The sequence below is a fragment of the Novosphingobium album (ex Liu et al. 2023) genome, from assembly GCF_029076845.1.
In the GTDB taxonomy this organism is placed as follows: domain Bacteria; phylum Pseudomonadota; class Alphaproteobacteria; order Sphingomonadales; family Sphingomonadaceae; genus Novosphingobium.
Genome location: NZ_JARESE010000015.1, coordinates 13,922 through 30,344, shown reverse-complemented (window position 1 = coordinate 30,344; position 16,423 = coordinate 13,922). Strand labels below are relative to the sequence as shown.

Annotated in this window: 20 protein-coding genes; 14 read left to right on the top strand and 6 right to left on the bottom strand. The window is 67.1% G+C overall.

Going from position 1 to position 16,423, the window contains the following annotated elements; translation table 11 throughout:
* Positions 1-5 precede the first annotated feature (5 nt).
* The 11 genes from PYV00_RS05285 to PYV00_RS05235 all read left to right on the top strand — a co-directional run bounded on the left by PYV00_RS05285 (position 6) and on the right by PYV00_RS05235 (position 7,783).
* Positions 6-596 (top strand): flagellar basal body-associated FliL family protein, encoded by a 591-nt coding sequence (locus tag PYV00_RS05285; RefSeq protein WP_275227228.1) that lies wholly within the window; start codon positions 6-8, stop codon positions 594-596.
* 8 nt (positions 597-604) lie between these two features.
* Positions 605-1,498, top strand: a complete 894-nt coding sequence (locus tag PYV00_RS05280) for a FliM/FliN family flagellar motor switch protein (RefSeq protein ID WP_275227227.1) — start codon at positions 605-607, stop codon at positions 1,496-1,498.
* A gap of 18 nt (positions 1,499-1,516) precedes the next feature.
* On the top strand, positions 1,517-1,840 hold the full coding sequence (fliN, locus tag PYV00_RS05275) for a flagellar motor switch protein FliN (protein ID WP_275227226.1): 324 nt from the start codon (positions 1,517-1,519) through the stop codon (positions 1,838-1,840).
* Positions 1,840-2,130 carry a flagellar biosynthetic protein FliO gene (locus PYV00_RS05270; RefSeq protein WP_275227225.1) on the top strand — a complete coding sequence of 97 codons (291 nt, stop codon included), beginning with the start codon at positions 1,840-1,842 and terminating at the stop codon, positions 2,128-2,130. The genes fliN and PYV00_RS05270 overlap by 1 nt, the downstream gene beginning before the upstream one ends.
* Complete coding sequence (gene fliP / locus PYV00_RS05265; RefSeq protein WP_275227224.1) at positions 2,127-2,936, top strand: flagellar type III secretion system pore protein FliP; 810 nt, start codon at positions 2,127-2,129, stop codon at positions 2,934-2,936. Before PYV00_RS05270 ends, fliP begins: the two co-directional genes overlap by 4 nt.
* Before the next feature lie 6 nt (positions 2,937-2,942).
* Positions 2,943-3,233 (top strand): flagellar biosynthesis protein FliQ, encoded by a 291-nt coding sequence (fliQ, locus tag PYV00_RS05260; protein WP_275227223.1) that lies wholly within the window; start codon positions 2,943-2,945, stop codon positions 3,231-3,233.
* Complete coding sequence (gene fliR / locus PYV00_RS05255) at positions 3,230-4,012, top strand: flagellar biosynthetic protein FliR (RefSeq protein WP_275227222.1); 783 nt, start codon at positions 3,230-3,232, stop codon at positions 4,010-4,012. The genes fliQ and fliR overlap by 4 nt, the downstream gene beginning before the upstream one ends.
* A complete protein-coding gene (locus tag PYV00_RS05250) occupies positions 4,009-5,148 on the top strand; it encodes an EscU/YscU/HrcU family type III secretion system export apparatus switch protein (protein ID WP_275227221.1) in 1,140 nt (379 codons plus the stop codon). Before fliR ends, PYV00_RS05250 begins: the two co-directional genes overlap by 4 nt.
* A 70-nt stretch (positions 5,149-5,218) precedes the next feature.
* The gene (gene fliD / locus PYV00_RS05245; protein WP_275227220.1) at positions 5,219-6,649 is read left to right on the top strand and encodes a flagellar filament capping protein FliD; all 1,431 of its coding nucleotides are present in this window, start codon (positions 5,219-5,221) and stop codon (positions 6,647-6,649) included.
* Between the two features lies 1 nt (position 6,650).
* Positions 6,651-7,022, top strand: coding sequence for a flagellar export chaperone FliS (gene fliS, locus PYV00_RS05240; RefSeq protein ID WP_275227219.1), 372 nt, complete (start codon positions 6,651-6,653; stop codon positions 7,020-7,022).
* Positions 7,023-7,180: 158 nt separating this feature from the next.
* Complete coding sequence (locus tag PYV00_RS05235) at positions 7,181-7,783, top strand: response regulator transcription factor (RefSeq protein WP_275227218.1); 603 nt, start codon at positions 7,181-7,183, stop codon at positions 7,781-7,783.
* 414 nt (positions 7,784-8,197) lie between these two features.
* Here the strand turns inward: PYV00_RS05235 and PYV00_RS05230 are convergent, their stop codons facing one another.
* The gene (locus PYV00_RS05230) at positions 8,198-8,605 is read right to left on the bottom strand and encodes a hypothetical protein (RefSeq protein ID WP_275227217.1); all 408 of its coding nucleotides are present in this window, start codon (positions 8,603-8,605) and stop codon (positions 8,198-8,200) included.
* Positions 8,606-8,916: 311 nt separating this feature from the next.
* Between PYV00_RS05230 and PYV00_RS05225 the strand changes: the two genes are divergently transcribed.
* Positions 8,917-9,522 (top strand): TetR/AcrR family transcriptional regulator, encoded by a 606-nt coding sequence (locus tag PYV00_RS05225; RefSeq protein WP_275227216.1) that lies wholly within the window; start codon positions 8,917-8,919, stop codon positions 9,520-9,522.
* Between the two features lie 117 nt (positions 9,523-9,639).
* Here the strand turns inward: PYV00_RS05225 and PYV00_RS05220 are convergent, their stop codons facing one another.
* Both PYV00_RS05220 and PYV00_RS05215 read right to left on the bottom strand, forming a co-directional pair.
* Positions 9,640-11,118, bottom strand: a complete 1,479-nt coding sequence (locus tag PYV00_RS05220; protein WP_275227215.1) for an acyl-CoA reductase — start codon at positions 11,116-11,118, stop codon at positions 9,640-9,642.
* Between the two features lie 5 nt (positions 11,119-11,123).
* Positions 11,124-12,572 carry a hypothetical protein gene (locus PYV00_RS05215; protein ID WP_275227214.1) on the bottom strand — a complete coding sequence of 483 codons (1,449 nt, stop codon included), beginning with the start codon at positions 12,570-12,572 and terminating at the stop codon, positions 11,124-11,126.
* A 154-nt stretch (positions 12,573-12,726) separates the two neighbouring features.
* On the opposite strand from PYV00_RS05215, the gene PYV00_RS05210 reads away from it, so the two are divergent.
* Complete coding sequence (locus tag PYV00_RS05210; protein ID WP_275227213.1) at positions 12,727-13,413, top strand: TetR/AcrR family transcriptional regulator; 687 nt, start codon at positions 12,727-12,729, stop codon at positions 13,411-13,413.
* Positions 13,397-14,455, top strand: coding sequence for an aldo/keto reductase (locus PYV00_RS05205; RefSeq protein WP_275227212.1), 1,059 nt, complete (start codon positions 13,397-13,399; stop codon positions 14,453-14,455). Before PYV00_RS05210 ends, PYV00_RS05205 begins: the two co-directional genes overlap by 17 nt.
* On the opposite strand, the gene PYV00_RS05200 is transcribed toward PYV00_RS05205, so the two are convergent.
* From PYV00_RS05200 to PYV00_RS05190, 3 genes are read right to left on the bottom strand one after another with little or no spacing between them, the layout of a single operon-like run.
* Positions 14,452-15,120, bottom strand: a complete 669-nt coding sequence (locus tag PYV00_RS05200) for a hypothetical protein (protein ID WP_275227211.1) — start codon at positions 15,118-15,120, stop codon at positions 14,452-14,454. The two genes, PYV00_RS05205 and PYV00_RS05200, sit on opposite strands and share 4 nt — an antisense overlap.
* Positions 15,121-15,142: 22 nt before the next feature.
* Positions 15,143-15,565, bottom strand: coding sequence for a nuclear transport factor 2 family protein (locus tag PYV00_RS05195; protein ID WP_275227210.1), 423 nt, complete (start codon positions 15,563-15,565; stop codon positions 15,143-15,145).
* Positions 15,562-16,347, bottom strand: coding sequence for an SDR family oxidoreductase (locus PYV00_RS05190; RefSeq protein WP_275227209.1), 786 nt, complete (start codon positions 16,345-16,347; stop codon positions 15,562-15,564). The genes PYV00_RS05195 and PYV00_RS05190 overlap by 4 nt, the downstream gene beginning before the upstream one ends.
* Between the last annotated feature and the right edge of the window lie 76 nt (positions 16,348-16,423).

The window sequence follows — 16,423 nt, the reverse complement described above, 5'->3', positions numbered from 1 at the left end:
CGACCATGAGCGACAAAGCCGAAAAGAGCGCGAAGCCCAAGAAGGGCAAGGGCATGATGATGAAGGTGCTGGCCGGCGTCGGCCTGCTGGCGGCCGGGGGCGGCGGCGTCTTCGGCATGATGCAGGCCGGCATCATCGGCGGCGGGCATGAGGCGAAGGAAGACAACACGCCCAAGCTCATCCGCAAGGGCGAGGAAGATCCCTATGCGCCCAAGACCGAGGGCAAGGAAGGCGAAGGCGAAGGCGGCGCCGATGTGGAAGGCGAAGGCGGCAGCGAATTTCGCACCGCCTATTACACCTTCTCCGACGACTTCACCTCGAACCTCAGGAATTCCGACGCGCTCGTCCAGCTCAGCCTGGCCTGTTCCACGCGCCGCGATGGCCGGGTACTGATGTGGCTGAAGAAGCATGAGCTGGCGATCCGGTCCGAAATCCTGACGATCCTGGCCGATACGCCCGAGGAAGACGTCTATACCGTGCCGGGCAAGGAACGCCTGCAGAAGCGCCTGACCGCCGCGATCAACAAGGTCCTCGCCGAAAACGAGGGCTTCGGCGGGGTCGATGCCGTCTACTTCCGCAGCTTCATCATCCAGTAAGCATGGCCATGAAGCCTGAACGCGCCCTTGTTGCGGACCGAACGCAGGCCCGGCATTGCCCGGAGCTGCTGGCCGCCGAGCCCGCCACTGGCGAGCTTGGCCCGGCGCTGAACCTGCTGGGCGAACGCCTCGCCCGCACGCTCGCGGTCGGCCTTGCCCGGCTTTCGGGCACCGATGCGCCGAAGATCACGCCCGGGATGCCGCGCGATTGCACCATGGCGACGATCGCGGCCGAAGGAGCCGCGCTGGCCTCGCACAGCCTGCTGGCGGTGGGCCCGGAAGGCCGCTCGCTGCTGGCCACGTTCGATGCCGCGCCGGTGTTCCGCCTGGTCGATCGCGCCTTCGGCGGGCGCGGCCAGGTGCCCAATCCGATGCCGGCGAGCTTTCCGCTTTCCGCCGAGCTGCTGATCGCCCGGCTGGAAGCCACCGTGGCGACCGCGCTGGGCGAGGCGTTCGGCGCCGCGTTCCCGGTCCACCCGCTGCGGCGCGATACCAGCCTGCGCCAGCTTTCGGCCTATGCCGAGACCGAAGCCATGCTTCAGCTGGTGCTGGTGGTGCAGGAAGAAGGCTGCGAGCCCTGGATGCTCTCGCTCGCCTTCCCGCACGCCACGCTGGCCCCGATCTTCTCCGGCAGCGCGCGCGCCAGCCGCCCGCACACGCCCGCGCGCCCCGCGCCGAGCCCGGTGGACGAGCCCTTCGCCTCGATGCCGCTGACGGTGACGGCGGTGATCGTCGACATGGCGATCGGCTTTTCGAAGCTGGCGGATCTCAAGCCCGGCGACGTGCTGCCGGTCGCGGTGGCGCGCAGCGTGCCGCTCAGGATCGGCGACCAGACCATCGCCACCGGCACGATCGGCGACCTCGACGATCGCGTCGCGGTCCGCATCAATCACGCATTCTGACGAAAGGGACACTTTTCCATGAGCATTCACCCCCGCGGCTTCGATTTCCTCAAGGATGTCGACGTGCGCCTTTCGGTCGAGCTCGGCCGCGTCGACATGAAGCTGAAGGACGTGCTCTCGCTGGGCGAGGAAAGCGTGGTCGTGCTCGATCGGCTGACCGACGAGCTGCTCGACGTGCTGGTCAACGGCAAGCCGATCGCCAAGGGTGAGATCGTGGCGCAGAATGGCCGGTTCGGCCTGCGCATCGTCGAGCTGGCCGGCTCCAGCCCCGCGCCGGGCGCGGCCGCCGGCGATACCGGCTCGGCCATGGTCCCCGGCGCCGCCGGAGGGGCTGGCGCCTGATGTTCTGGTACATCCTCAAGCTGCTGATCCTGTTGCCGCTGATCTGCGGCATCGCCTGGGGCTGCATGAAGCTTGCGCAGAAGCTGCAGGAAAAGGCCGGCATCGGCGGCGGATCGAAATCGGTGAAGATCATCGAGACGACCATGCTTTCGCCCACGCTCAAGCTGGCGGTGATCGAATTCCACGGCCGCGAGATCCTCGTGTCCGTCTCGCGCCAGGGCCTGTCCCGGCTCGCCGAGGCGCCCGCGCGGCCCCGCCCCGAAACCCCTGACGCAGGAGAGGCCGCGTGAAGCGCTTGCTCAAGGCCGCGGCCATCGCCGCGCTGCTGCTGCCCATCGCCGCCCACGCGCAGGAAGCCACGCAGGCCGCCGCGCAAGTGGCCTCGCAAGCCGCCGCCGCTCCGGCCGCCACCGCCATTCCCGGCGCGCTGGACCGCGCTTTCGGATCGCTGGGCGGGACTGACGGGCCGGGCATGAGCCTGTCCTTGCAGCTCCTCCTCGTCATGGGGCTGCTGACGATCCTGCCCAGCCTGATCCTGATGATGACGAGCTTCACCCGCATCCTCGTCGTCCTGGCGATCCTGCGCCAGGCGCTGGGCCTGCAGCAGTCGCCGCCCAACCAGGTGCTGATCGGGCTGTCGCTGTTCCTTTCGCTGTTCGTCATGGCGCCCACGCTGGAAAAGGTGAACCAGAACGCGATCGCGCCTTATTCGGCCGGCACCGTCAACGCCGAGCAGGCGATCCAGATCGCCGGGGGCGAGTTCCACAAGTTCATGATCCGCCAGACCCGCGAGCGTGACCTGATGATGTTCGCCGACATGGCCAAGGCGCCCAGGTTCACCTCGCAGGCGGACGTGCCGTTCTCGATCCTGCTGCCCGCCTTCGTCACCAGCGAGCTGAAGACCGCGTTCCAGATCGGCTTCATGCTGTTCCTGCCGTTCCTCGTCATCGACCTTGTCGTCTCGTCCGTGCTGATGAGCCTTGGCATGATGATGATGAGCCCCATGGTCGTCTCGCTGCCCTTCAAGCTGCTGCTCTTCGTCCTGGTGGATGGCTGGGCGCTGCTGATGGGATCACTCGCGGCCAGTTTCGGATAGCGCCCCATGGACGACGTTTCCGCGCTCCTTTCTCTCGCTGACCGGATGCTCTGGGTGACGGCGCTGGTCGCCGCCCCGGTGCTGCTGGCCTCGCTGGTCGTCGGCCTTGCCGTCGGCGTCATCCAGGCGGCCACCTCGGTCAACGAGCAGACGCTCACCTTCGTGCCCAAGCTGGCCGTCACCGCGCTGGTGCTGGTGCTGTTCGGCGGTTCGATGATGGCGCTGGTCGGCGATTTCACCGAAGAGATCTTCGCCCAGATCGCCAACGTCTCGCACATGGAAAGCAGCCCGACGTGATCCAGCTGAGTTTCGGCTTCGGCGCGCTCGAAGCCGAGTTCTGGCGCTTGCTGTTCGTGATGACGCGCGTCGGCGCGGCGATGGTCGCCGCCCCGCTGTTCGGCATGGGCGGCGTACCGCCGCAGCTGCGCGTGATCGCCGCCGGCGCCGTCGCCGTGCTGATCTGCGCCTGGACGCCGGTGCAGGCGCCGCCGGCGCTGCTGTCGCTGGCGGGCATGGTGATGGTCGCGGGCGAAGTGCTGGTGGGCCTGTCGCTGGGCTTCGTGCTGCAGATGGCCTTCACCGCCCCGGTCATCGCGGCCGAGCTGATCGGCGGGTCGATGGGCATGAGCATGGCCACTTCGGTCGATCCCAATTCGGGCGCGCAATCGCCCGCGCTGGGCCATTACTTCAGCGTCGTCGTCACGCTGATCTTCCTGGCGCTGGGCGGGCACCTGCAATGGCTGGCGCTGGTGGTGGAAAGCTACCGCGTGTTCCCGCCGGGCGAGACCTGGCTGGGCGCCGAGCGCTTTGCCGAGATCGCCGGCTTTGCCGCGACGATGTTCGCCACCGCCGTCGCCATCGCCCTGCCCGTCTCGCTGGTGCTGCTGGTGGTGCAGGTCATCACCGGCGTGCTCAGCCGCTCGGCCCCCGCGCTCAACCTCTTCGCGCTGGGCCTGCCGGCCGGCGTGCTCGCGGGCATCGCCGCGCTGATCGTTTCCGCGCCGATCCTGACCGATCAGGTGACGGAACTGTCCGCCACCGCCATCGGCGCCACCGCAAGGCTGCTGGAACGATGAGCGACGACGGCGGCGAAAAGAGCTTTGCGCCAAGCGCCAAGCGCAAGCAGGACGCCGCCAGGAAGGGCGACGTCCTGCGCTCGCGCGAACTGGCGACGGCGGCGACGACGCTGGTGGGCGCCACCTGGCTGCTGGTTGCCGGGCCGTGGGTGCTGGGCCTCATGGCCGATGGCCTGCGCGCCGGCTTCACCTGGGACCGCGCCGCGATCGACGATTTCGCGCCGGGCCGGCTGCTGCTGTCCGCGCTGATCGCCGCGCTGCCGCCGGTCTTCGTGCTGGGCGTGGGCGTGCTGGCGGCCTCGCTGGTCTCGCAGCTCGGCTTTGGCGAGGGCCGCTGGGTGGGCGGCAACATGGCGCCCAAGGCCTCGCGGCTGAACCCGCTTTCGGGGTTGCAGCGCATGTTTGGGCCCACCGGCTGGATCGAGATGGCCAAGGGTCTGGCCAAAGTGGGCCTGCTGGGCACGATCGCCTGGGTCTGGGGGCGTGACCGCATCGCCACGCTGGCCGGGCTCGGCCGCGGCGATCTGACCTCGCAGCTTGCCTGGGGCTGGCACGCGATCATCACGCTGCTGTTCGCGCTGTCCGCCGGGCTGATCATGATCGCGCTGATCGACCTGCCGGTGCAATGGGTCCGCCGCATGATGCGGCTCAAGATGTCGCATCAGGAAATGCGCGACGAGCACAAGGAAATGGAAGGCTCGCCCGAACGCAAGGCAGCGATCAAGGACCGCCAGCGCAAGATCGCCATGGGCGGCCTGGTCCCGGCGATGAAGGAAGCCCAGTTCGTCATCACCAACCCGACGCATTTCGCCGTCGCCCTGGCTTACGATCCGGCCAGGGCCTCCGCGCCGATCGTGCTGGCCAAGGGGCGCGGCGACAAGGCGCTGGCGATGCGCGAGCTGGCCGCCGAATACGCGGTGCCGGTGCTGGAATACCCCGCGCTCGCCCGTTCGGTGTTCTACACCACGCGCGAAAAGCAGGTCATCCGCGAGGAGCTCTACGTCGCCGTCGCCGCGATCCTGGCCTTCGTCCTCTCGTTGAAGCGCGGCGAAAAGCCCCTGCGCCCGCAAGTCGACGTGCCGGTCATCCTGCGTTTCGACACCGAAGGCCGGCTCGATCCCTCGGCCATCGGATAGCTGGCGATTTCCCTGCGGCGCGCGCCGTATCAGCCCTTAATTCCGGGGTCCGGGCACCGTTCTGGAAAGCATGGCCTCCACGATCTCCTCGACCTCGACCCAGTCGCTCGTGACCGCGCTCGGGGGCGGCAGCGGGATCGACATGGCAGCCCTGGCGAACAATCTCGCCGTGGCCCAGTTCTCGGCGCGGACCGATCGCCTCTCGGCCAAGTCCGACAAGCTCAACGCGCAGATCTCCTCGGCATCGAACATCAAGTCGATGCTGTTCAGCCTGTCCAGCTCGCTGGGCGACCGCGTCCGCCAGGGCGACCTTTCGCCCCAGCCCAAAGTGGCCAACGCCGCCGTGGCCCAGGCCGCGCTTTCCGGCACGCGCCAGCCCAAGGGCAGCTATTCGCTGGAAGTGACCGCGCTGGCCAAGCCGCAGACGCTGGCGAGCAAGGCTTATGCCTCGGCCACCAGCACGGTCGGCGCCGGCACGCTGACGCTGCGCTTCGGCACGGTTGCGGGCGGCACTTTCACCGAGGATACCGGCCATGTCGCCGCCAGCATCACGATCGCCAGCGGCGCGACGCTGACTGACGTGGCCGCCGCGATCAACGGCGCCAACGCGGGCGTTTCGGCCTATGTCGCGCAGACCGTCGACGGCGCGCAGCTCGTGCTCAAGGGCAAGGATGGCGCCGCCAACGGCTTCGTCCTCGATGCTAGCGAGGCTTCGGGCGAACCGGGCCTGGCGGGGCTCGCCTGGACGCCCGGATCGAGCCAGGGCCAGCTCCTGGCCACGGCGAGCGATGCCGCCTTCAAGATCGACGGCCTGTCGATGACCGCCGGATCGAACACGGTTTCCGAAGCGATCCCCGGCGTGAAGCTCAATCTCACCGCCACCAACGCCGGATCGCCGACCACGGTGTCCTTCGCCGATCCTTCGGCGACGATCACCTCGGCGATGAGCGATCTGGTTTCCGCGCTCAACGAGATCGCCGGCGCGGTGAAGATCGCGACCGATCCGCTGACCGGCGACTTGCGCTCCGACGGCGGCGCGCGCAAGCTGCGCAACGACCTGTCGCGGCTGGCCGGCACGACGATCATGCCCAATGCCACCGGCGCGGCCAAGACGCTGGCCGACCTTGGCGTCTCGACCCAGCGCGACGGCACCTTCACGCTCGACACCGCGCGGCTGGCCGCCACCATGGCGAAAGATCCCGACGGGGTCGCCGCCATGTTCACCACCGGGCTCTACGGCGTCTATTCGAGCGTCGACAAGCTTTACCGGGGCGCCAGCTCGACCACCGATCCGGGATCGCTGGGCGGCTCGATCAGCCGCTATACCAGCCAGCTCAAGCAAGTGGCCGAGGACCAGACCAGCCTGGCCGACGATCAGGAGAAGCTGCGCGCGAGCTTGGCCGCGCGCTTCGCGGTTTCGGAAAACCGCGTCAGCGCATCGAAATCGACGCTGAGCTTCCTCCAGAACCAGATCGCCGCCTGGAACAAGTCGACCAACTGACATGCTAGCCGTCCGCTCCCCTCACGAAGCCTATCGCCGCGTCGATTTCGATGCCCGCGTCAATGGCGCCACCCCGGCCGAACTGGTCCACTTGTGCTACGATCACCTCGTCAGCGCGCTGGGCACCGCGATCCACGCCAATAAGATCGGTGACAACAGCCTGAAGAGCCGTTCGCTCACCCGCGCGCTCACCTCGATCACCGCGCTGCAACTCGGGGTCAACGGGCAGGACGGCGTGGCCGGCGCGCTCCACCAGCTTTACGAAGGCGCCCGCCGCACGATCCTGGACAGCGCGCTGCGTTTCGATTCGGCGCGACTCGCGCAAATCCGCACCGATTTCATGGAGATCGGGCAGGCCCTGCGCGGCACCTGAGCGGGACTGATCCCGTTTCGGTACGCACAAACCCTAGGATTGCCGCAGAATCGTCATGAATGCGTAGTTTCCCGTGCTAAAACGGATCAGGAACGGCGCGCTTTTCCGACAGCTTCGTTGAATACCCGCCATAGGGCATAGGCTTTCGGGGGGCAGCGATGGACAATCCCACCAATCTCATTCTGATCGATAGCGATTCGCGCCGCCGCGCCGCGATCAGCCACGCGCTTTCCGCCTGCCGCATCCATGTCGAACCGTTCGAGAACATCGCCGAGCTGGCGGCGGCCTGGCCGCGCAACGGGGTGATCCTGATCCACGACGGCGCCAGCTCGATCAGCGAGCTGATCGAGAAGATGGCGCTGCACGGCACCTGGTTTCCCGTCGTCGCGTTCAGCGAGGCCCCCACGGCGGGCCGCATCGTCGAGGCCATTCTCGAAGGCGCGATCGATTATGTCGCCTGGCCGATCAGCGCCGAGGAGCTGAACGCCACGCTGGTGCGCGCGATCGACCGGGCCGAGAACGTCGGCCACGCCAAGCTGCGCGAGGTCATGGCGCGATCGCGGATCGACCGCCTGACCCGCCGCGAACGCGAAGTGCTGAACGGCGTCGCCTCCGGCCTGTCGAACCGCCTGATCGGCGAGAAGCTGGCGATCAGCCCGCGCACGGTCGAAATCCACCGCGCCAACATGCTCAACAAGCTGGGCGCCACCCACACCTCCGAAGCGATCCGCATCGCGATCGAGGCTTCGATCGTCATCTGAAAGGGTGTTTGGAAACGCGCCTGGCGGCACCATCTTGCCCGATGTGGTGCACGGGCATGATAAACGGTCCGGTCATAAATTCCGGCCTTCGCGCCCCGATCCGCCCTTCCCCGTGCCCTGGCCGGGTGCGGCGCGGCAAGGCGAAATTAACCGCCTCTGCCCTTAGTGGTTAAACAGATAACCAGACTCATTCAGGCTTAGCGGCTCACGGCTATCACGTCCTTGTCGGTGCCGGGCCCGCGCACGGTGCCGACACCCGGTTCCCGTCGCCGTTTCGCGGAAAATGCCATGCCCCTTCGCCCCCTCCCCAGGCGTGGTGCATCCGCAGGCATTGGCCGGGAGCCAGACCGGCCGGCGGGATCGCGCGAATGCCGCGATCCCGCCGTCTTTTCCCGATCGCGGCGCCTCGCGCCGTCAATGCATCCGCGCGCCCGCCACCGCCGCGCGCGCCGGCCCGGTCATGCTCGCCGCCTGCTCGGCCAACGCCAGCAGCACGGTGAGGTGAACCGACAGCAGGGCGAGCGCCACCGTCCTGCCCTCGGCGACAAGTTCCTCGGTGCCGCCCGGCCGCATCATCGAGGCGAGGCACACGCCGTTGGCCCCGCGCGAAACGATGAACGGCGTCTGCTCTCCCAGCGTGGCGAGCGCGGCACTGACGGCGGCACCGCGCGCCAGCAAGGCCTCGATCCGGTCGAATTCGGGCGCGCAGGCAAAGCCTTCGATGCTGACCGGAGCGGCGCGCAGCAGCAAGGCCGCCTCGCGGATGCGGTCCGCTTCTTCCACCGGGGCGCTGGCCACACAGTCATGCAGAAGGTCACGCACCATAATGGTCCAGTCTTCGATACCGGGTATATGATCCTGCCGAATATTTGCCATGGTTGCCTTCGTACCAGCGATATAAGCGACAGCGTCAGCAGTAGAGCGCGGAGCGAGTCAATCCGCAGGAGCCACGATGACATGCGCCCTGTCTCGTATTGCTACATCGAAAATCGCCACAACCGGGCCTCATACTGCTCCATTCAGTAAACGCCGGATTTTGCTAATCCTCTTTACCATGTTTCCGCAAGAGGGCGCGCGAGACTGCCAGTGCCGCGCCCCTTGCGTCGGGAACGGTCCTGCGCCTAAGAAAATCCGTGACTATCAGGCCCATCCATCCGCGCAGACGGGATGCCGAAGCCACGCGGGCGCGGATTCTCGATGCGGCGCAGCGTGCCTTTTCCGAGACCGGCTACTCGCATACCGGCATTCGCGAGATCGCCGCGATGGCCGGAACCAGTTCCACGCTGCTGCTGCGCTATTTCGGATCGAAGGCCGGGCTGTTCGAGGCGGCGTTGCGCGCGGCGATGCCGGTCTCGATCGCGATCGCCGGCCCGCGCGAGCGGCTGGGCGAGGATCTGGCCAAGGCCCTGCTCGATCCGGCCAACACCATCCGTCCGCCGCTGATGATCGCGCTCGCCTCCGGCGACCCGGAAGCCGCCGCGATCGCGGCGCGGGTCTTCGAGGAAATGAGCATCACTCCGGTGGCCGCATGGCTGGGCGCGCCCGATGGCCGCGCCCGCGCGCTGGAGATCGCGATGCTGGCGACGGGGCTGGTGTTCTATTTGCGCCAGCTCCCGCTCGCCGCGCTTTCCCCGCGCGAGCAGCAGCATCTCACCGACTGGTTCGCCGGCGCGGTGAAGGCCGTGGTCGAGCAAAGCCCGAAGCAAAACTCGGCCGGGCCCGCCGATGGGGAGCGCTGAAGCGGCGCCGGGCGCGGCTGTCCGACAAAATCGGGGCCTGCGCGCGGCAGGCCCCTTATTGTGCCGAGGCGCTTATGCGCCTCGATCCTCCCCGACCCGCCCAGGCCGGCGCGAGGATCACGCGACGACCTTGATCTCCTCGTCAGTGCATTCCCAGAACGGCTTCCTGCCGGGCAGCGGCTCTTCGGAAATGATCCACTTCACGATCCGGCGCATGGGCTCGATGCCGTCCTGAGGGCCGACGAGTCCGGGGCCGTTGAAGGCATATCCTAGCGCAACAAAGCGCTGGCCGCCATGCAAAGCGCCACGGTGGCGCACAATTTCGCGCAAGGATTCGGGGAACACGCCGACCGTCTGGGTATAGGCATCGACCACGTCGAGCACTTCGTCGAGCGTTTCGACCGGGATCAGGTTGACCGTGCGATCGGCCAGATATTCCCAGAAATCAACGCGATCCGATGTGTGCGAGACGATCACCGCGCCTTCGTCATCCTCGCCGCCGATCACGGTGTAGAAATCGTCGGACAAGCGCAGCATATCGACCTGGCTCTTGAGGTCGCGGTCATAGCGCTTGGGCTTGGTGGTCAGCGCCTGGGGCAAGCGCATCATCGCGTCATAAGTCATGCGCCCGAGTCGCTTGAGCTTTTCGACGCCTTCCCCGTCGGTGCCACACATCACATAGACCATGCGACAGGCGGCGCAGGCGGTCTGGTTGCCGGTGGCGACGTCGGTGGCGATGCGGTTCGCCGCCTCGTCCATCAGCTCGGGCGTATCGAGCGCCTCGCCGCCGACGATCGAGGCCGAGCGCTTGGGATCGAGGCTGATCAGCTCGATCCCCGGCTGGATATACCTGGTGACGTGCTTGACCGAGGCGAAACCGCCCCAGGCGCAGATCTTCTCGATGTTGTGCGGCTGGTAGAGGCGGCTTTCGAGCGCCTCGTCGCCGCCGCGCCAGTACGCGACCGCCAGATGCCGGGTGATCGGATGATCGGGCGCCATGTCCACCATGGTCCGCGCGATCGCGCCAGTGGTGAACGGATCGTTCGACGGCACCTTCACGATCGTGTCGCCCCGCGTCACCGCGCCGCGCAGCACCGTCAGCGCCCCCAGCACCGGGCCATTGCCGGCGACGATGTGCAGCGTGCGGGCGCCATAGGCGCGGATGCCCACTTTCGATCCGTTGATCGCCTTTTCCACCCAGCCTTCGAGATAATCGATGCCGATGTTGAAATCGACCATGCCGCGAATGCGCTCCTTGTCGAACATGAACGGCATGTCGTGGAAGAAGCCGTCCATGATCGGCTTGGTCGTGGGCGCGGTGGCGTAAGAGTATTCGAGCGCTTCCTGAAGATAGGCGTTGTCCTTCAGGTGCAGCCGCTCGCCGAGCTCGGCCAGGTAATCGAGGATGTCCTCAAACGAGAGTTCGTAGAGATCCTCCATCAGCCGAGGGCTGGCGAGCGGGATCTGGTCGGCGATCAGTCGCGGATCGGGCGCGAGGAACGTGATGTCCCCGCCCCGGCCGCCGAATTCGATCAGGTCGGTCTCGATCACCTTGCCGCGCAGCACGGCATAGGAAATGGGTCGCTTGGGGCTCATCTTGCTTATCCTCCGAAGCCGGTGAGGAAATCCATGGCTTCCGCCTGCGCGGCGGGGGTGGCGGCACAGGAGATCTTGTCGTCCCCGCCCTGAAGCTCGCTCACACGGTTGATCTTCTTTTCCAGCGCTACCGAAGTGCGGCCGCATTCGCACGGGCGGTCCCAGTCCACCGTGACGAGATCGCCGGTGACGATGCCGCCCCAGGTCGAATCCTGCGTCATGTCGAAGAAGGCGGCGCGGCCGGTCTGCGCGCCGTGGCGCGGCAGCGGCTGGCCGGTCTCCAGATCGAGCAGGAACACGGTGACCCACGGCAGGACGTGGTAGCGATCGTGGTCGCACAGCACCGAGAAGCTGTTCATCTCGGTCATGCCATAGGCCGAGATCATGCGCTCGCAGTTGAAGAACCGGCAGACGACCTCTTCCAGATCGTCGGGCAGCGGCACGCCCTTGGCGCCGCCGCCGCCCATGAACACCGAATCCGGCGCGAACACGCCAGAGAGCCCTTCGTCCAACCCGCGTTTGGCGGCAGCGTAGAGCAGGTTCGAGGTGCCCATGACGAAGACGCGCTGGCCTTTCAGCTCATGGATCATGCGGTTGACGAATTCGAGCTGCTGGGCGGGCATGTCCTTCTGCGCCTGCTCCCACTCGGCGCGGCGGGCGAGCAGCGAGGGCGGCACGTCCACCTTCGAGGCATCGCCCTTGGCCGTGGCAGCGCGCAGGCGGGCGGCCAGCCACATCAGGTCCGAGCTGATCTTGAAGTTGAAGCAGGTGTGCCAGTAATCGGGATCGTCGTGCGCGAAGATCTTGCCGAAATACTTGGCGAACGCCCCGGTGGAGGCATGGCCGTCGCGATAGAGCGGGATGATCGCGTGGATCTTGTCCGCAAGGTCGCCCGGCCGGGGATGCTCGCCGAATTTCTGCGCCAGCTGCACGCGCATTCCCATCACCGAGGTCATGTAATCGCGCTTCGACTTGGGGAAGAACGAGCAGGTGCCGCTGGAGCCCGATGAGGTGGCGACATCCAGCGGGGTCTCCTCGCGCAGCCGCACCAGCCAGGAATCGATCGAATCGCAATCGGACACGTCCACACCCGAAACGTCGTAGCGGGTGAGGCGCGAGAGCCAGGTGGTGATCTGGTCGAACCGCTGCTTGGCCAGGAGCGAGACCGGATAGGACTTGTAGATGTCATGCGGCATCAGCAGCGGCGCCATGTCGTCCAGCGTGGCCAGCGCGGTTATGTTCTGGCCGTCCGCCAGCTTTTCCAGCGTCTTGATCTGGCCGCGCCGCTCCGCCAGCCGCCGGTTCATCGCCGCCAGCTGCACCGCTTCCACTTCCTCGCACGGGAGCGTGTGGATGCGGGTGTTGTGGTAGCCGAAGTGGTCGTAGGGATCGTGCATCCAGGCTTCGGCCTCACGCTCGATCGCCGTATCGTTGGGGGGTGCGACAGTCGCCATGCCTTCTCTCTCCATGCCCTTTCGCCAGTCTCTCGCCGGCCATCGAATCGCAGCATGCGCATGGGGACAAGCGAAAGCAACCAAATGGTTGGTTGTTTCTCTCCGAGGCAATTGCTAGCGCTGATCGCGGCCTGGGAAGAGGAAACCGCGACGCGTGGCATCGACGAGCAAGACCGCAGGAAAGCACGCCGAAACCGCGCCCCGGCGGCGGCGCACCTACATGCCGGCGGCAGAGCGGCGCAAACAGATCATCGCCGCCGCGCAGCAGGTCTTCGCCGAAGCCAACCTGAAAGGCGCGCGCACGCGCGACATCGCCCGTGCCGCCTCGGTCAACCAGGCGACGATCTTCGAGCACTTCCCCTCCAAGGAAGCGCTGTTCCAGGAAGCGGTGGTCCAGCCGCTGATCGACGCGATGCGCGGTATGCATGAACGCAAGGAGATCTACGAGACCGCCACGACGGCGGACGAGATGGCCGCCCTCGCCCGCGCTTCGGCACAGCGTCATGTCGGCGACATGGTTGATATCTTCCCGCTGTTCACCGCCGCGCTGTTCAGCGACCCCGAGCTTGGGGGAAAGCTCTATCGCGAGCACATCGCGCCGCTGATCCACGCGCGCGGCGAAATCCTCGACGGGCTGGCGCGCGAGGGGCTCGATCTCGATTTCGTCGGCCTGGCCAATTTCGGTATGCTCTTCGCGATCGCGCTCGACCGGCATTTCGGCGGCGGGCAGGCCGATCTTGACCATACCGCCGAGCAATTCACGCGCATGTCGACGGGCGGCTTCGCCCGCGCCAGAAGCACGATGGACCTGAGGGAGAGAGACGATGGCGACGCAACTTGACCACTACCGACTGCTGGGACGATCGGGGCTGCGCGTCTCGCCGCTATGCCTTGGCGCGATGACGTTCGGCGTCGGCCCGGGCGCCTGGGGCTCGACCGACGAGGAAGCGGCCCGGATGGTCGATAGCTACATCGACCGGGGCGGCAACTTCATCGACACGGCCAATTTCTATGGCCAGATGGGCGGCTCCGAAACGCTGCTGGGCAAGCTGCTGGGCGACCGGCGCGAGCGGATCGTAATCTCGACCAAGTATTCGCTGACCACGCGGCCGGGCGATCCCAACGCGGCGGGCAATTCGCGCAAGAACATGGTCCGCTCGGTCGAGGCCAGCCTCAAGCGCCTGGGCACCGACTATATCGACCTGCTCTACCTACACATGTGGGATTTCAGGACGCCGGTGGACGAGATCCTGCGCGCGTTCGACGATCTCGTGCGATCGGGCAAAGTGCTCTACATCGCGTTGTCGGATACGCCCGCATGGCAGGCCAGCCGGATGCAGGCGATCGCCGAGCTGCGCGGCTGGAGCCAGTTCTGCGCCTTGCAGATCTCCTACAGCCTGGCCGAACGCACCGTGGAGCGCGAACTGGTGCCGATGGCGCGCGAGATGGGGCTGGGCGTGTGCCCGTGGTCGCCGCTGGGCGGCGGCGTGCTGACCGGCAAGTACACGCGCGCGGACCTGGCCGGCGAGGCCGACATCGGCTCGCGCAAGGGGCAGAACGTGATGACCGGGCGGCTCAACGAAAAGAGCCTCGCCATCGCCGACGTCGTGCGCGCGGTGGCGGGCGAAGTGGGCTGCACCCCGGCGCAAGTCGCGCTGGCCTGGCTGCTGACCCGGCCCGGCGTCGCCGCCCCGGTGCTCGGCGCGCGCACGCCCGCGCAGCTTGACGACAATCTCGGCGCGCTGGCGATCACCCTTGACGACGCGCACCTCGCCCGGCTCGACGAAGTGAGCGCGGTGCCCCGGGTCTTCCCGATCGACATCATCAAGTCGCCGGCCGAAAGCATGATGTTCGGCGGCGTGACGGTGGAGGAACGCGGCTAGGGCCGCTCGCCATTCAGCCCTGACGGCAAGGCGCGGAACAGCCGCGCGAGCAGCACCATCGCGGCGGGGAACGTCACGGCCCAGGCGGCGGCGGGCCAGATGAGCGCGGGGACGTACATCTGCAGCGCCAGGAATGGCAGCAGCGCCCCGTTGGCGATCATCGCCAGCCGGGCCGGCCGCGCGAAACGGGCGGCCGGCAGGCCGAACGCGCCAAACAGCGTGGCCAGGCTCATGAAGCTGTAGCCCAGCAGATCGACGGCGAAGAGGAACGAGCGGTAAGGCACGAACAGCAGCAGGCCGATATCGCCCGTGTCATGCGCGGCCATGCGCGGCACGACCAGCGTGAGCTGGACGAAATAGACCATGCCGGTGAGCGTCGCATAGGCAATCGCGAAAGCGAGCGCGGCCAGCGTCAGGGCCTTGCGGCTGGCCGGTGCCGCCTCGTGCAGCGCGGCCATCGTGGCGATGAAGGCCGAACCCAGCAGCAGCGACGGGGTGAGGATCAGCACCAGCCCGGAGGCGGTGCTGGCGCTTCGCGGGCCGCCAGCCGAGCCGAGCACGCCCAGCCACTCGCAAAGCTGCAACCCGACATAAAGCAGGCCCAGCACCGCGCAGCCGGCGGCCGACCAGAAGCCCAGCGCCCTGGTGATCACCGGAACCGCCATGGATCGTCCGCCCCCCGCCCGCTCAGCTGGTGAACATCGTGTAGATCCGCGCGCTGAAGCGCCACGCGCCATCCACCTTGACGAAGCTGTCGTGATATTCGCCGAAGACCTTGTGCACGGTGCCGTGGATCTGCGCTTCCATCACGCAATCGGCCGTCGCGGTATCGCCCTCGATCGCGATCATCAGGTTGTGGATCAGCGGCACCGGATGCGGCTTGCCCTTCCCCTGCTCCAGATAGGCGACAAGATCCTCCGGGCTTTCGAACCGGCTGCGCAGGCGGAATTCGGGCAGCGAGGGATGCCCCTCGCGCACTTCGAACGTGCCGCCGGGGGCGAACAGCGCCCCCAGCCCCTCGGGCTGGTCGCGGCGGACCAGCCGGGCGTACTGGTGGATCAGATCGGCGATCGCAGCTTTCGCCGCGATGGTTTCGCTGGTGGCGGTCATGCGGTTTCGCGCGCGAGGCAGGCGGCATGGATGGCATTCATGCGCTTCTCCACCGAAGGCCAGGCATCGGGATGGGTGATGATATAGGCATCGTTGCGCGCGATGCCTTCGGCAACCATCTCGCCCACTTGCCCGGGCGTGATCGCCGATTGCGGGATCGCCATCGGCGACTGGCGCACTTGCCCGCCAATGCGCACGGTGTTCTGCGCCAGGTTGGTGGTGACATAGCCCGGGCACAGCGCCGAGACGCCCACGCCGTGCGGCGCCAGTTCCTTGCGCAGCCCTTCGCTGAGCGCGGTGACGCCGAACTTGGCCACGGCATAGGCGCCGACGCCCGGCACGCTGGCGGTCAGCCCGGCCTGCGACGAGGTGTTGACGATATGGCCGCGCCCGCGATCGCGCATTTCGGCGGCGAAGGCGAAGACGCCGTTGGCGATGCCGACAAGGTTGATGGCGATGATGCGATCGAAGCTTTCCGGGTCCATGTCGGCGAACTGCTGGCCATTGGGCGCGATGCCGGCATTGTTGACCAGGATGTCGACCGGGCCGAACGCGGCCTCGGCCCCGGCCTTCACGCGCTTCCAGCCTTCGCGGTCACGCGTGTCGAGCAGGGCGCCGTGCCAGCGATCATCGTTCGCGGCGATCACTTCGGCCAATGCTTCTTCGTTGATGTCGGCAATCGTTACCGCGATTCCCCGCCGGGCCATCGCTTGCGCGATACCAAGACCCAGCCCGCTGGCCCCGCCCGTGATGAAGGCGTGCCTTGCCTCGCTCAATTCCATGTTTTCAGCCGCTCCCGTCGGTACAGTCCCTTTTCGCCGGCAGGTTGCATAACCGGGGCACGCCTTGCAATCGCAG

What these genes read in the sequence shown, in the direction of transcription:
- fliQ (WP_275227223.1), top strand. Translation starts at nt 2,943, where the DNA reads ATGGACGACGTTTCCGCGCTCCTTTCTCTCGCTGACCGGATGCTCTGG.
- PYV00_RS05205 (WP_275227212.1), top strand. Translation starts at nt 13,397, where the DNA reads ATGGCGACGCAACTTGACCACTACCGACTGCTGGGACGATCGGGGCTG.
- PYV00_RS05235 (WP_275227218.1), top strand. Translation starts at nt 7,181, where the DNA reads ATGGACAATCCCACCAATCTCATTCTGATCGATAGCGATTCGCGCCGC.
- PYV00_RS05285 (WP_275227228.1), top strand. Translation starts at nt 6, where the DNA reads ATGAGCGACAAAGCCGAAAAGAGCGCGAAGCCCAAGAAGGGCAAGGGC.
- PYV00_RS05270 (WP_275227225.1), top strand. Translation starts at nt 1,840, where the DNA reads ATGTTCTGGTACATCCTCAAGCTGCTGATCCTGTTGCCGCTGATCTGC.
- PYV00_RS05215 (WP_275227214.1), bottom strand. Translation starts at nt 12,572, where the DNA reads ATGGCGACTGTCGCACCCCCCAACGATACGGCGATCGAGCGTGAGGCC.
- fliS (WP_275227219.1), top strand. Translation starts at nt 6,651, where the DNA reads ATGCTAGCCGTCCGCTCCCCTCACGAAGCCTATCGCCGCGTCGATTTC.
- PYV00_RS05220 (WP_275227215.1), bottom strand. Translation starts at nt 11,118, where the DNA reads ATGAGCCCCAAGCGACCCATTTCCTATGCCGTGCTGCGCGGCAAGGTG.
- PYV00_RS05195 (WP_275227210.1), bottom strand. Translation starts at nt 15,565, where the DNA reads ATGACCGCCACCAGCGAAACCATCGCGGCGAAAGCTGCGATCGCCGAT.
- PYV00_RS05200 (WP_275227211.1), bottom strand. Translation starts at nt 15,120, where the DNA reads ATGGCGGTTCCGGTGATCACCAGGGCGCTGGGCTTCTGGTCGGCCGCC.
- PYV00_RS05280 (WP_275227227.1), top strand. Translation starts at nt 605, where the DNA reads ATGAAGCCTGAACGCGCCCTTGTTGCGGACCGAACGCAGGCCCGGCAT.
- fliN (WP_275227226.1), top strand. Translation starts at nt 1,517, where the DNA reads ATGAGCATTCACCCCCGCGGCTTCGATTTCCTCAAGGATGTCGACGTG.
- fliD (WP_275227220.1), top strand. Translation starts at nt 5,219, where the DNA reads ATGGCCTCCACGATCTCCTCGACCTCGACCCAGTCGCTCGTGACCGCG.
- PYV00_RS05250 (WP_275227221.1), top strand. Translation starts at nt 4,009, where the DNA reads ATGAGCGACGACGGCGGCGAAAAGAGCTTTGCGCCAAGCGCCAAGCGC.
- PYV00_RS05190 (WP_275227209.1), bottom strand. Translation starts at nt 16,347, where the DNA reads ATGGAATTGAGCGAGGCAAGGCACGCCTTCATCACGGGCGGGGCCAGC.